This window comes from Pantoea sp. Tr-811, assembly GCF_011752535.1.
GTDB lineage: Bacteria > Pseudomonadota > Gammaproteobacteria > Pseudomonadales > Pseudomonadaceae > Aquipseudomonas.
Map to the genome: position 1 here is coordinate 24,062 of NZ_VWXJ01000031.1, position 13,927 is coordinate 37,988.

Sequence of the window (13,927 nt, forward strand, 5' to 3'; positions counted from 1 at the left end):
CAGCCAGGTTCAGCGCAAGCGCAAGGTGAAGTTCAAGGCGCCAGTGGCCTCGCCAGGCCTGACCTTGGCCTCGGTCTGGTAGAAGTGCGCACCCAGGGTGAGCTCCATATCACCCGGCGCCAGCGCGGTCATCGGCAGTTCCTGGCCCAGGGGCATTGGGCTGCCATCGGCCTTTACCACCTGTATGCCGAACCCTGCATCGTTGCCGCCGTTGTTCAGGCTCAGCACGCCCTGGTCGGGCACGAGCATCTGTGAACCATCGGTGGGGGTGAGTTCGAGGCTGACATTGCTCGGGTCGGCCGGGTCGCTCTGGCAGCCGCTGAGCTTGATGCGCAGCGATTGGGTGGCGGTGGTGAAGCCCGGGCCGGTGAAGTCTGCACGGTCCCAGTCACCCAGCTCCACCGGGTTGGGGGTTACCGGGTCGCCGACGATCTGGCAGCCGGGCTGAATCACCGTGGCGGACAGCGTTGCGTGGAACACTTCGCCGATGTTCGGGTAAGGCGAGTAGGCGCGGGCCACGGGAACGTTGACCACATGCACGCCGGGCTCGATGTCGCCGATTTTTACCAGCGTCAGCGTGTCGTTGAAGGCGACTAGCTGGACAGCGAAACCGGGTAGTGCCCTGGAGGTGGCAGAAAAGGGAATGAAGGTATGGCCATCATCTGGGTTGAAAGCATTGTTGTGGTGCGTGAAAGGAAAGCGCATCTCGAACACCGCGCCCACGCCCTTGACATTGGTTTTCAGCACATGGCCATCCGGAAAACCAGGTACCGGGTCTGGAAAGATATCGGCCAAGGCGGTCACCTTCATTTCTACCGGGTCGTTGCTCAGGTCCCCAAGGCAGCTGACGTAGATTGAGCCGCCTTCCGGCATGGTGGTTTTCTGCATGCGGGGCGGGCCGATCGGGCTGCCCAGGCTGGCGTCCCTGGGAACGTAGAGTGGAGCATCTACCCGGCGTATGAAGATGATCGGAGGCTTCAGGTTGCTACTGCTGACCCACTTGCATTTGCCTTCGACAACGGGCATGCCCGGTTGGTCGTTGGCCGAAGCCTCCCAGGCCATCAGCGAGAGCAGGCCCAGGAGCAGGTGCTTGATCGGGGTATGCATGGTGTTTCCTGTGTACAAGGTGCGGGTAGGGGCGGCTTACTGGCAGGTGAGGTGCTGAATACGCACGCCGTCGGTCAGTTCGATAAGGTCGGGCTCGACGTACAGGCTGCAACGGGCAGCGGGGTCTTCTCCCCAGTGGGCGGTTACCTGCTGGGCTTGGCCGGCCATGGTCAGCAGCACCTGACCTGCCTGGCCCACCACCCCAAGGGCTTCACCTTGGCTGTCGCGCAGTTGTGCGCCGAACGGCAACGGCCTGCCATCGTGCAGCTGGGTGCTGAGCACCAGGTGGTTGACCCGGCGGGCGGCGAACTGCTGCTTGACCACCGCGCCCCGGCGCGGCACCACCTGGGCGCTGGCGTTGTCGATGTCGATTTCCGCGCCGAGGCGGTCGGTGTCCAGTACCAGCGAGTTGGCTTTGTAGGGGCGCAGGTAAGGCACCAGGGCATAACCCCGCGCGTTGGTTTGCGAGGCTGCGTTGTGCACGCCGACGCCAGCGATGCCTGGCACGTGCACCAGGGCCATGGTGTCGCCCAGGTACGGCCCCAGTTCCACGCCGCCAGCGTGAGCCAGCAGGGCACCACTGGCGTTCAGGGAAACGCTGTGGTAGTCCGCGCCACGGCTTATGCCTGCACCCAGGGTGCCCGGCGCGGCCTGGTAAGCCACGTTCAGGGCGAGGTTCTGCTGGTTGTTCACGCTGCGGCTTGCACTGGCGTGATAGGACAAGTTGCGGTCGTGGCTGGCACTGAGGCTGGCGCGCTGGGAGGTGCCCGCCGCGCTGTGCTGCAGGTCCAGGGTGAAGTTGCTGCGGGCGCCGAACTCCAGGGGCATGGACAGGCTCAGGCCCACTTGCCGGTCGCTGCCATAGCGCCCGTCGCTGAGCGACTGGGAGGCGTAAAGGCTGACGGTCACGCCGCTGAGGTAGGTGTTGTAGCTGAGCTGGAACTGGCGTTGTACATCGCTGCGCTGCCAGTAATCCTGTTGCGAGAAGTTCAGGTTCAGCGAGCTGTTGCTGCCCAGGCGCTGGTAGGCCGACGCCTCCAGGCGGCTGCGCCGGCTACCCCGGAAACGCCCGTCGTAGCTGGTTTGCCGTACCCACTCATCGAAGTCGCGGTAGTTTTCGGTGGAGTAGCGGTAACCGGCGAAACGCAGGTTGGTGCCGTGCTCGAACGCCTTGCTGTAGCGCAGGGCGTAACTCATGCCCTGTATCTCTCCGCCCAGGGCCTGGCCCAGGTCGGCGCTGGCGTGGGTGATGTCGAATGCCAGCGCACCCAGCGCGCCCAGGTCGCGTGCCAGGCCAGCGGCCTGTGCATGGTAGCCCTGGCTTGCCATCAGCCCGCCGATCAGGGTGGTGTTCCACGGCGTGCCCCGCGCTGCGGTGAGCTGCCACAGGGCCGGGCTGCGGGCGTCACCGGCTGCGTTGTAGTGCCCGGCGGTGAAGCTGTAGCGGGCTATGCCAGGGCGCAGCAGGTTGCCCAGTGCGGTGTAGGGCTGCAGGTAGCGGCGCACCTGGCCGTCGGCCTCGGTCAAGACCACTTCCAGCTCGCCTGAGCCGGCGACGCCGAGGTCGTCGATGGCATAGGGGCCGGGGCTGACGTAGGTGGAGTAGATGGGGTAGCCGTTCTGCCAGATTTCCAGCTTGGCGCGGGTTTGCGCCACACCGCGAATGGTCGGGGCGTAGCTGCGCAGGGCATCGGGCAGCATCTCGGGGTCAGTGGCCAAGCGCAACCCGGTGACCGGGACGCCGCGAAACAGGTCGCTATCGGTGGCGGTTTCGCCCAGGGTCAGGGTGCCCCAGGTGCCTGGCAGGTCGGTTTGCGCGTAGGTGTAGGCGCGGGTCCAGCTGCGCTCGCCCTGGGCGTCCTGGCGCCACGCCTGGCTGCTGCGCAGGCGCCAGCCGCTGAGGTTGATGCCACTGGTCAGGTACAGGTCATGGCTGTCGAAGCGCCCTCGGCCGCGGCTGCTGCCTTGCAGGGTGGACGCCTGGTAGTTGACGAAGGCGGCGTTGATGCCGGCATCCCAACGGGCCGGGTCCACCTGGCCTGCCACTTCGCGGCGCATGGCGATTTGTGGAATGGAAATAGCCAGGCGCAGGCGCTGGCTGTCGAAGTCGACCCGCGCCCCAGGCACCACTTCGGCCAGGTTCAGGCACTGCTGGGCCAGCAGGGTCGGGTCGGCCAGGGCCTCGGTGCGCAGGCCCAGCTCGGCCAGCAGGCCGGGAGGGAGGCAGGGCTGCAGGTGCGTGCCGGTGGCATCGAGGTCGAACCTGAGCTCGCGTGGGCCCACCGGCTCAAGGTTCACCGTGAGGTCGACGAGCAGCAGCCCGGGCCCCAGGGCCCGCTCGTTGGCCAGGGCCTGTAGGGCCAAGGCGCCGCTGTTGGGGGCATCATCAGGGTGTTGGCGCAGGAAACCGGCGCGAAACTCCCCCGGCATGGCATTGCCTTGGGCCAGCAGCGGGCTCAAGGCAATGCACAGGGTGAGCAGCTGGCTGCCGCGCAGGCGAATAGGCCCACGCAGGTGGGAGATGAAGGTCATGGGCGCTCCTTGGGTGTTGCCGCCAGGTCAGAACGGGGTGTGCACGGGCAAGGTCAAGGGCTTGGTGGTGCCGCCGTAGTCGTTGATGGTGGTGATCACGGCGTGCAGGTCGCTGGCGTCAGCCAGCGCCGCTGGTAACGGGTAGCTGCGCTCGGCCAGGGGGGCGAGCATGTCGGCCACGGGCAGGGGGTGCCGGGTGTTGCCGCTGACGAGTTCCAGGCGGTTCAGGGTGTAGAAGTACGGGGTGGGGTTCTTGACGACCACTTCCCGCTGGCCGCCCTGCAGGCGGGCGGTAATGTGCAGGTCTTTGAGGCGGCGCTCGGGGTTGCCCTGCACGGCGGCGGGCCGGTAGAACAGCTTGATGCGCGTGCGGATGGCAATGTTCAAGGCATTGCGCGCCTCGCCCGAGGCCTGGGGAATTTCCTGTAGGTTGAAGAAAAACAGCGACTCGCGGTCTTGTGGCAGGTCGTTGGGCAAATGGCTGAGCTTTACCGTCTGCTCGCCGTTGGGTGCCAGGCGAAACAGGTTGGGCGTGGTCAGGAACGGTACCGGGGTCACCGTGTCGTCCGTTTGCGTGTTGACCCAGGCCTGGGCGGCGAAGGTTTGCTTGCCGGGGTTAGCGATCAGTACCGAGGCGCTGCGTTGCCCACCGTCGTAGACAATGCGCGTGGTGCTGATGGTGAGTGCGGCGCTGGCGCTGTTCAGGGTGCTGGCCAACGCCAACACGCCACCTCCCAGTAGCAACAGGGGGCGCAGGATAGAGAGCATGGAAATAGCCTCACGAAGGCGTTGGGGGAATCCAGGTGCCCTGGGGCACCTGGAAACGGATCACGGCAGGGCGACGACGAAGTTCACGTCAGCTTCGGCCATGCCAGCACCCACGGTGGCGGCGGAGGACTTGTAGTTGGCGAAGAAGCGCATCTCGGTGGGCGTGTTCTCAGCCAGGGCGTACTTCTTGGACTCGGTGTTCGGGTCGATGGTAGCGCCAGTGTCGTCTTTGATCAGCAGGCCCAGGCCCGTTGCACCGCCCCGGTTCAATGCATACATGTCGGTACCTTCAACACCGGCCAGGGCGTCGAACTTGACGGTTGCCTCAGTGCCTGGGGCGATGACACAGCTGGCGTCTGGCGTTACGCGCAGGCCGAAGGCGACTTCCTTGGTTTCGGTACCTACGGTTGGGAAGGCCTTGGTGGCGTAGTTGCCCAGGAATACCCAGGGTTGTACGCCCAGGCCTGGGTCGACGACCTCGATCGGGCAGGTGCCACCGGCGCTGATGTAGCCACGGAAGGTGATACGGCCGTTCTCATCGGCGGCCATTACCGAACTGCTTGCCATTGCAAGCACCAGGGGTAGCAGGATTTTTTTCATGGGGGTTATCCATTATCGAATGGTTGGCTGTTTTGCGGGAACGGGCCCGCAAGACATCGAGCTGTGAGTGCGCTCGTGTCGCCATTCAGGTTATGGATGTACAGAGGGAAACGATGTAGGTGAAAGTGTCAGGCGGGTAGGAATGTTTCAGCAAGTTTCCTTGCCGTGGGAGGCACGGCAAGGAGGGCAGGCTTACTCGGTTCGGGCTTGCAGCCGCTGTTGCTTTTCTGCGCTCCAGTCGAACGGCGCGCCCTGCTGTTCGGCTTCGTAGCGGGCTTCTTCGAGCTGCTGGTACAGGTCCAGTTCCTCATCGGGCATGAAGTGCAGGCAATCGCCGCCAAAGAACCACAACAGGTCGCGCGGCACCAGGTGGGCGATTTGCGGGTAGCGGGTGATGACCTGGCAGATCAGGTCCTGGCCCAGGTACTGGCTTTGCAGCGGGTCTTGCGGCAGCAGGGTGAGCAGTTCGTCGAAGCGTTCGAGGAACAGGGCGTGGCTCTCCTCCGGCACCTGCTCGGCTTCACCCAGGGCCACCAGGATGGTGCGCAGGTGGTTCAGCAGTTGCAGGTGGTAGTGCAGGTGGGGGGTGGCCATGGGGGTGGTCCTCGGGGTGGTTGAAACGGGGGCGGAGTATACGCCGGTTGGCCAAGCCTGTGGTGTTGTAGGAGCGGGCTTGCCCCGCGAAGCAGGCGACGCGGGGCATGGCACCGGCTATGCCGGTGTTCGCGGGGCAAGCCCGCTCCTACAAGGTTCTATATAGAGCCCTCAGCGCACCTTGCCTTGCTCGGGCAACAATTGCGCCTTGTCGAAGGCATCCACATCGATCACCGCCCGGCGCGCCTGTTCCGCGGCCTGCAGCCGTTGCCCTTCATCTGGCTGCAACACCCCGGCCTCGATGGCCGCATCGATCGCCGACTGCCCCGGTGCCGGCTGCACCTTGCCCTCCTTGATCGCCTGGTGCAGCGCCTTGTGCACGGGCAGCGCTTCATCCAGCAGGTCGCAGGCCCGTTGCAGCGCCGCCACCGGGTCGCCATCGGCCTGTGGCCTGAAGCAGCCGGCCAGCAACTCTTCCAGCGCCGGGTCGCCTTTGCTGCGGCCAATCAGGGCGGCGACTTCGGCATCCAGTTCATCGCTTGGCCCGGTGTGGCGGCGGCCGAAGGGGAATACCAGCACCCGCAGGGCGCAGCCGACGAAGCGGTTGGGGAAGTTGTCCAGCAGACGATCCAGCGCGTGCTCGGCCTGGCCCAGGCTTTCTTCCATGGCCCAGCGCAGCAACGGTTGCATGTGCTCGGGCGAGCCCAGGTCGTGGTAGCGCTTGAGCGCGGCGCTGGCCAGGTAGAGGTAGCTCAGCACATCACCCAGGCGTGCGCTCAGGCGTTCGCGGCGCTTGAGCGCGCCGCCCAGCAGCATCATCGACAGGTCGGCCAGCAGGGCGAAGGCCGCTGCCTGGCGGTTCAAGGCGCGGAAGTAACCCTGGCTCAGGGCGTCGCCCGGCACGGCTTCCAGGCGCCCCAGGCCCAGGTTCAGCACCAGCGTGCTGGCCGCGTTGCCGACGGCGAACACGATGTGCTTGAGCAACAGGTCGTCGAACTCGCGCAGCGCCTGGTCGCGGTCCTGGCGGCCAGCCAGGGCCATTTCCTTGAGCACGAACGGGTGGCAGCGAATCGCGCCCTGGCCGAAGATCATCAGGTTGCGCGACAGGATGTTGGCGCCTTCGACGGTGATGAAGATCGGCGCACCCTGCCAGTTGCGGCCCAGGTAGTTGTTCGGGCCCATGATGATGCCCTTGCCGCCGTGCACGTCCATGGCGTGCTGGATGCACTCGCGGCCGCGTTCGGTGAGGTGGTACTTGAGGATGGCCGACAGCACCGAAGGTTTCTCGCCAAGGTCCACGGCCTTGGCTGTCAGCAGGCGGGCGCTGTCCATCAGCCAGGCATTGCCGCCGATGCGTGCCAGCGATTCCTGGATGCCCTCGAAGGCGGCCAAAGGCACGTTGAACTGCTCGCGGATGTTGGCGTACTGGCCGGTGACCAGGCTGGTGTACTTGGCAGCGCCGGTGCCCACGGCGGGCAGGGAGATGGAGCGGCCCACCGACAGGCAGTTCATCAGCATCATCCAGCCCTTGCCGAGCATGGCCTGGCCGCCGATCAGGAAGTCCAGCGGCACGAACACATCCTTGCCACTGTTGGGGCCGTTCATGAACGCAGCGCCCAGGGGCAGGTGGCGCTTGCCGATTTCAACGCCGGGGGTGTCGGTGGGGATCAAGGCCAGGCTGATGCCCAGTTCTTCCTCTTCGCCCAGCAGGTGCTCTGGGTCGTAGGCCTTGAAGGCCAGGCCCAGCAGGGTGGCCACTGGGCCCAGGGTGATATAGCGCTTTTCCCAGTTCAGGCGCAGGCCGATGACTTCCTCGCCGTTCCACTGGCCCTTGCACACCACGCCGGTGTCGGGCATGGCCCCGGCATCGGAGCCGGCCAGGGGGCCGGTGAGGGCGAAGCAGGGAATGTCATCGCCGCGGGCCAGGCGCGGCAGGTAGTGGTTGCGCTGCTCATCGGTGCCGTAGTGCAGCAGCAGCTCGGCAGGGCCCAGGGAGTTGGGCACCATCACGGTGGAGGCCAGGTCGCCGCTGCGGGTGGCCAGTTTCATCGCCACCTGGGAGTGGGCATGGGCGGAGAAGCCCTTGCCGCCGTATTCCTTGGGAATGATCAGGGCGAAGAAACCATGCTGCTTGATGTGCGCCCAGGCTTCGGGGGGCAGGTCCAGGTCCTGGCCGATCTGCCAGTCGCTGACCATGGCGCAGAGCGCTTCGGTGGGGCCGTCGAGGAAGGCTTGTTCTTCTTCGGTCAGTTTCGGCGCCGGGTAGGCGAGCAGGGTGCGCCAGTCGGGGCGGCCGCTGAACAGCTCGCCATCCCACCACACGGTGCCGGCGTCGATCGCCTCGCGTTCGGTTTGCGACATGGGCGGCAGGGTGCGCTGGAACCACTTGAACACCGGGCCGGTGAACACCTTGCGGCGCCAGTCCGGCAGCACCAGCAGGGCGGTTTTCAGCGCCAGCACGGCCCAGAACAGGGCCAGCAGCCAGCCGGGGGCCTTGCTGAAGATGCCCATGAGCAGCACGTACACCGCCAGGATGGCGAGAATCTGCAAGGGCGCCAGGCGCCGGTGCGTGAGGTACGCCGCACCGATCACCAGCACTACCAACCACAACAGCAACATAATCGGTCCTCCTTGGAACCAGGGGCTTGAGCCGTCACACAGAGCTTAGACGCTGAGGGGCGTGCGGCAGGGTTAGAACAGTGACAGGGTGTGGCGGTGGGAGTTTCCTTGCAGTGGTAACCTGTGCCGGCCCTTTCGCGGGGCAAGCCCGCTCCTACAGGAGCGGGCTTGCCCCGCGAAAGGGCCGGCACAGGCAGCAAAACTCTGGAGTAGACTATGAACCTCCGCATTCATAAGGACATCGCCATGCTGAAGATCTGGGGCCGCAAGAATTCAAGCAACGTGCGCAAGGCGCTGTGGGCCGCCCACGAACTGGGCCTGGATTTCGAGTCGATCGATGCCGGTGGCGCCTTCGGCGTGGTCAACGAACCGCACTACCGGGCGCGCAACCCCAACGGCCTGGTGCCAATGCTCGAAGACGGCGACCTGACCTTGTGGGAGTCCAATGCCATCGTCCGCTACCTGTGCGCCGAATACGGCGCAGAGCAGGGCTGGTACCTGGAAGACCCCCGCCAGCGTGCCCTGGCCGACAAGTGGATGGACTGGACCACCTCGTCCTTCGCCGCACCGTTCCGCCCGCTGTTCTGGGGCCTGCTGCGCACCCCGGAGGACCAGCGCGACTGGGTAGCGATCAACGCCGCGCACAAGCAGTGCGCCGCGCTGCTGGCCATCGCCGACGAAACCCTGGGTAAACAACCGTACCTTTCCGGTGACCAGATCGGCATGGGCGACATCCCACTGGGGTGCTTCGCCTACGCCTGGTTCGAAATGCCCATCGAACGCCCGGCCATGCACCACCTGGAAGCCTGGTACGAACGCCTGAAGGCGCGCCCGGCCTACCAGGCCGCGGTGATGACCGCGCTGACCTGACCTTGCTTCGATAGTCATTATCAATACATGTGACTGTACTTGTGCGGCCTGGCCTTGCACCATGGCCGCACTCACTGCGCCAGTGACCTGCCCTGGCGTGTCCTGCACCTTCTTCTTCGGTAAGTGACCCGCTATGAGTTCCGCCCTGTCCATCCGACAGCTGACCAAGACCTACGGCAACGGCTTCCAGGCCCTCAAGGGCATCGACCTGGACGTTGCCGAAGGCGATTTCTTCGCCTTGCTCGGCCCCAACGGCGCCGGCAAATCCACCACCATCGGCATCCTGTCCACCCTGGTGAACAAGACCAGCGGCACGGTCAACGTGTTCGGCCATGACCTGGACCGCGAGCCCTCGGCGCTCAAGCGCTGCCTGGGCGTGGTGCCACAGGAATTCAACTTCAACCAGTTCGAGAAAACCTTCGACATCGTCGTGACCCAGGCGGGCTACTACGGTATTCCACCGAAGGTGGCCAAAGAGCGTGCCGAGCAGTACCTGACCCAGCTGGGCCTGTGGGACAAACGCGATGTGCAGTCGCGTTCGTTGTCCGGCGGCATGAAGCGCCGGCTGATGATCGCCCGTGCGCTGATCCACGAGCCGCGCCTGCTGATCCTCGACGAGCCGACCGCCGGGGTGGACATCGAGCTGCGCCGTTCGATGTGGACCTTCCTCACCGAGCTGAACCAGAAAGGCATCACCATCATCCTCACCACCCACTACCTGGAGGAGGCTGAGCAGCTGTGCCGTAACATCGGCATCATCGACCACGGCACCATCGTCGAGAACACCAGCATGCGCCAGCTGCTGGGCAAGCTGCATGTGGAAACCTTCGTGCTCGACCTCAAGCAGGACCTGGCCGCAGCGCCTGTGCTCGAAGGCTACCCGTGCCGGTTGCTGACCCCGCACACCCTGGAAGTGCAGGTGGACAAGGACATCGGCATCACCGCGCTGTTCGGCCAACTGGCACTGCAACGCATCGAGGTGCAGAGCCTGCGCAACAAAACCAACCGACTCGAGGAGCTGTTCGTGTCCCTGGTGGAAAAAAACCTGTCGAAGGTGGCCGTATGAGTGTGGAACTGCGCACCAACTGGGTTGCCCTGAACACCATCGTCTACCGCGAAGTGCGGCGCTTCCTGCGCATCTGGCCGCAAACCCTGCTGCCGCCAGCGATCACCATGGTGCTGTACTTCGTCATCTTCGGTAACCTGATTGGCCGGCAGATTGGCGACATGGGTGGCTTCACCTACATGCAGTACATCGTGCCGGGGTTGATCATGATGTCGGTGATCACCAACTCCTACGGCAACGTGGTGTCGAGCTTCTTCGGCAGCAAGTTCCAGCGCTCGATCGAAGAACTCATGGTATCGCCGGTATCGCCACACACCATCCTCGTCGGCTACGTGCTGGGCGGCGTATTGCGTGGTTTGGCGGTGGGGGTGATCGTGACCATCCTGTCGATGTTCTTCACCAACCTGCAGGTGCACCACCTGGGCGTGACCGTGGTCGTGGTGCTGCTGACCGCCACCATCTTCTCGCTGCTGGGCTTCGTCAACGCGGTGTTCGCCCGTAACTTCGACGACATCTCGATCATCCCGACCTTCGTGCTGACGCCGTTGACCTACCTGGGCGGGGTGTTCTACTCGATCAACCTGCTGCCGCCGTTCTGGCAGACCGTGTCGCTGGCCAACCCGGTGCTGCACATGGTCAACTCCTTCCGCTACGGCATTCTAGGGGTGTCGGATATCAGCATCGGCACGGCGATCACCTTCATGCTGGTGGCCACTGCGGTGCTCTACGTGCTGTGCGTTCGCCTGTTGGTCAGCGGCCGCGGCATGCGCGCTTAGCCTGCTTTGTTTGCGCCGGCGCCACTGCCGGCCAATCCACCAACGCCAGTACACCAGGGTGGCCGCCCAGGCAGCGATGCCCAGCACCACCCCGCATACCACCGAGCCCAGCAGGAACGGCTGCCACAGCGTGGCCAGCTGGTCGGTGATCCAGTCGAAGGTCAGTTCGTCGGGCAGGGTGCGCGGCGGTACCTGCATCAGCCAGGCACCGGTCATGTAGGTGACGAAGAACACCGGGGGCATGGTCAGCGGGTTGGTCAGCCAGACCAGGCTGACGGCAATCGGCAGGTTGCCGCGTACCGGAATGGCCAGCGCTGCCGCCAGCAGCATCTGCATGGGGATGGGAATAAGCGCGGCGAACAGGCCCACGCCCATGGCCCGTGCCACCGAATGGCGGTTCAGGTGCCAGAGGTTGGGGTCGTGCAGCAACTTGCCGAAAAAGCGTAAGGACTTGTGTTCCCGAATGCTGGTCGGGTCCGGCATGTAGCGTTTGAACAGGCGGCGCGGCATGTGGGCTCCCGGGGCGGTCATCGGGGAAGTATGCCCTGATTCCCGCACGGCCTCGTTTAGAGTTTGTGACAATTGTTGAGCAGGCCGCCCCTGCTTTTCGGCTATGCCTGTGTCAGCGATTTGGCTGCTGGAGCTCTATCTCATGCGCACAGGGATGTTTGCGCTGGCGCTCGGGCTGGCCTGCCTGGGTGCGCTGCCGGCCTTGCCATCGGTCGGGTGGCTGTTGTGGCTGTGTGGGCTGGCGCTGGCCGGCTTGTGTACCCGTGGCTGGCCGTTGGGCGTAGGCCTGTTGGGGCTGTGCTGGGCGTGCTGGGCGGCGCAGCAGGCCCTGGACGACCGCCTGGCGCCGGGCTTGGATGGCCGCACGCTGTGGCTGGAAGGGCAGGTGACCGGGTTGCCGACGCGCACCGCCCAAGGTGTGCGCTTTGAACTGGAACACCCCCAGTCACGGCGCGCTGCGTTGCCCAGCCGCGTGCAGGTCAACTGGTTCGGCGGCCCGCCGGTGCGCGCCGGGGAGCACTGGCGCCTGGCGGTTACGCTGCAGCGCCCTGCGGGCCTGCTCAACCCCCATGGCCCGGACCGCGAGGCGCAGCTGCTGGCGCGTGGGGTGGGCGCGACCGGCACGGTCAAGGTCGGCCAGCGCTTGCAGGCACCGCCGCCAGGGCTGCGCGATGCCCTGCGTGAGCGCCTGCTGGGGGTGGCCGCCCATGGGCGCGAGGCGGCCCTGGTGGCGCTGTTGCTGGGCGACGGTGCAGGGCTTGCCCGTGAGGACTGGCAGGTGCTGCAGGCCACTGGCACGGTGCATTTGCTGGTGATTTCCGGCCAGCACATTGGCCTGGTGGCCGGGTTGCTGTATGCCCTGGTGGCGGGGCTGGCGCGCTGGGGCCTGTGGCCGCGCCGCCTGCCTTGGTTGCCATCGGCCTGCGCCCTGGCCCTGGCGGGGGCGCTGGCCTACGGCTGGCTGGCGGGCGCTGGGGTGCCGGTGCAGCGGGCCTGCCTGATGCTGGGCGTGGTATTGCTCTGGCGCCTGCGCTTTCGTCACCTGGGGGCGCTGCCTCCGTTGTTGCTGGCATTCAATGCGGTGTTGCTGGCCAACCCCTTGGCGGCGTTGTTGCCGGGGTTCTGGTTGTCGTTCGCGGCGGTGGCGGTGCTGGTGTACAGCTTTGCGGCGCGGCTGGGGGGCTGGCGGCCCTGGCAGGCGTGGAGCCGAGCCCAGTGGGTGATCGCGGTCGGGTTGTTGCCGGTGCTGCTGGCCACGGGCTTGCCGGTGAGCCTGAGCGCGCCGCTGGCGAACCTGCTGGCGGTGCCCTGGATCAGCCTGGCGGTGCTGCCGTTGGCCTTGCTCGGCATGCTGCTGTTGCCACTGGCGGGGGTGGGTGAGGGCTTGCTGTGGTTGGCCGGTGGCCTGCTCGATGGTTTGTTCCGCTTGCTGGCGCTGGTGGCGGGTTGGCGCCCGGCCTGGGCGCCGCCCGCCTTGCCGTTGTGGACCTGGCTCGTGGTCGCTGTGGGCGCGCTGCTGGTGCTGTTGCCCCGTGGCGTGCCATTGCGTGGGTTGGGTGGGGTGATGCTGTTGGCGTTATGGGTGCCCCGCGAGCCGGTGCCGTTCGGGCAGGTGGAGGTGTGGCAGCTGGACGTGGGCCAGGGCCTGGCGGTGTTGCTGCGCACCCGCCATCACAACCTGCTGTACGACGCAGGGCCTGCCCGGGGCGACAGCGACCTTGGCGAGCGGGTGGTGTTGCCGACGTTGCACAAACTGGGGGTGGGCAGCCTGGACGTAATGCTGCTCAGCCATGCCCATGCCGACCATGCCGGCGGTGGCGCCGCCATTGCCCGTGGTTTGCCGGTTGGGCGGATGATTGGCGGTGAAGCGGTGGATGGCGTTGCGCTGCAACCCTGCGCCAGTGGCGAGCGCTGGGCATGGGACGGCGTGGTGTTTTCGTTGTGGCGCTGGGAGCGCGGGCACAGCAGCAATGACCGCTCGTGCGTGTTGCTGGTCGAGGCGCAGGGTGAGCGTTTGCTGCTGGCGGGGGATATGGAAGCCGGCGCCGAGCGGGCTTGGCTGGCGGCCACCGAGGCGCCGCGCATCGACTGGCTGCAGGCGCCGCACCATGGCAGTCGTAGCTCTTCCAGCGAGGCGTTTATCCGCGCTACCGCGCCGCGCGGGGTGTTGATTTCGCGTGGGCGCAACAACAGCTTCGGGCATCCGCACGGGCAGGTAATGGAGCGGTATCGGCGCCATGGGATGCAAGTGCATGACACGGCGGTGGCGGGGGCGTTGCGCTTGGTATTAGGGGCGCGGGGGGAGGTGGAAGGGGTGCGGGGGCAACGGCGGTTTTGGCGTTCGCCTTGAGGTAGTGGGTGCCTGTGAGATCGAGCGCCGCCCGCGCGGCGCATCGCAGGCAAGCCTGCTCCTACAAAGGGCCGCGCGCGGTGGCCACATGAACACTGGCCCGAAACAGATGTAGGAGCAGGCTTGCCTGCGATG

At 65.9% G+C, this 13,927-nt stretch carries 11 protein-coding genes; 4 read left to right on the forward strand and 7 right to left on the reverse strand.

Features of this window, described 5'->3' with window-relative positions; all coding sequences use genetic code 11:
* Window positions 1-9: 9 nt before the first annotated feature.
* The 6 genes from F3J44_RS28200 to F3J44_RS28225 all read right to left on the reverse strand — a co-directional run bounded on the left by F3J44_RS28200 (window position 10) and on the right by F3J44_RS28225 (window position 8,220).
* Window positions 10-1,107, reverse strand: a complete 1,098-nt coding sequence (locus F3J44_RS28200; RefSeq protein WP_167277750.1) for a fimbrial protein — start codon at window positions 1,105-1,107, stop codon at window positions 10-12.
* Between the two features lie 36 nt (window positions 1,108-1,143).
* Window positions 1,144-3,639 (reverse strand): fimbria/pilus outer membrane usher protein, encoded by a 2,496-nt coding sequence (locus tag F3J44_RS28205; protein ID WP_167277751.1) that lies wholly within the window; start codon window positions 3,637-3,639, stop codon window positions 1,144-1,146.
* A 27-nt stretch (window positions 3,640-3,666) separates the two neighbouring features.
* Entirely contained in the window at window positions 3,667-4,407 is a 741-nt protein-coding gene (locus F3J44_RS28210) for a molecular chaperone (protein WP_167277753.1), read from the reverse strand.
* 60 nt (window positions 4,408-4,467) lie between these two features.
* Entirely contained in the window at window positions 4,468-5,007 is a 540-nt protein-coding gene (locus tag F3J44_RS28215; RefSeq protein WP_167058290.1) for a fimbrial protein, read from the reverse strand.
* A gap of 192 nt (window positions 5,008-5,199) precedes the next feature.
* Complete coding sequence (locus F3J44_RS28220; RefSeq protein ID WP_167277755.1) at window positions 5,200-5,601, reverse strand: PA2817 family protein; 402 nt, start codon at window positions 5,599-5,601, stop codon at window positions 5,200-5,202.
* A 171-nt stretch (window positions 5,602-5,772) separates the two neighbouring features.
* Window positions 5,773-8,220: an acyl-CoA dehydrogenase gene (locus tag F3J44_RS28225; RefSeq protein WP_167058284.1), complete on the reverse strand. Its 2,448-nt coding sequence runs from the start codon at window positions 8,218-8,220 to the stop codon at window positions 5,773-5,775.
* A gap of 246 nt (window positions 8,221-8,466) precedes the next feature.
* On the opposite strand from F3J44_RS28225, the gene F3J44_RS28230 reads away from it, so the two are divergent.
* The 3 genes from F3J44_RS28230 to F3J44_RS28240 all read left to right on the forward strand — a co-directional run bounded on the left by F3J44_RS28230 (window position 8,467) and on the right by F3J44_RS28240 (window position 10,932).
* Window positions 8,467-9,090 (forward strand): glutathione S-transferase, encoded by a 624-nt coding sequence (locus F3J44_RS28230; protein ID WP_167058681.1) that lies wholly within the window; start codon window positions 8,467-8,469, stop codon window positions 9,088-9,090.
* A gap of 133 nt (window positions 9,091-9,223) precedes the next feature.
* Complete coding sequence (locus F3J44_RS28235; RefSeq protein ID WP_167058281.1) at window positions 9,224-10,156, forward strand: ABC transporter ATP-binding protein; 933 nt, start codon at window positions 9,224-9,226, stop codon at window positions 10,154-10,156.
* The gene (locus F3J44_RS28240) at window positions 10,153-10,932 is read left to right on the forward strand and encodes an ABC transporter permease (RefSeq protein WP_103449696.1); all 780 of its coding nucleotides are present in this window, start codon (window positions 10,153-10,155) and stop codon (window positions 10,930-10,932) included. Before F3J44_RS28235 ends, F3J44_RS28240 begins: the two co-directional genes overlap by 4 nt.
* Here F3J44_RS28240 and F3J44_RS28245 read toward each other — a convergent pair.
* On the reverse strand, window positions 10,816-11,442 hold the full coding sequence (locus F3J44_RS28245; RefSeq protein ID WP_167277757.1) for a DUF2062 domain-containing protein: 627 nt from the start codon (window positions 11,440-11,442) through the stop codon (window positions 10,816-10,818). The genes F3J44_RS28240 and F3J44_RS28245 overlap by 117 nt on opposite strands.
* A gap of 142 nt (window positions 11,443-11,584) precedes the next feature.
* On the opposite strand from F3J44_RS28245, the gene F3J44_RS28250 reads away from it, so the two are divergent.
* Complete coding sequence (locus F3J44_RS28250; protein ID WP_167277759.1) at window positions 11,585-13,792, forward strand: DNA internalization-related competence protein ComEC/Rec2; 2,208 nt, start codon at window positions 11,585-11,587, stop codon at window positions 13,790-13,792.
* Window positions 13,793-13,927 lie beyond the last annotated feature (135 nt).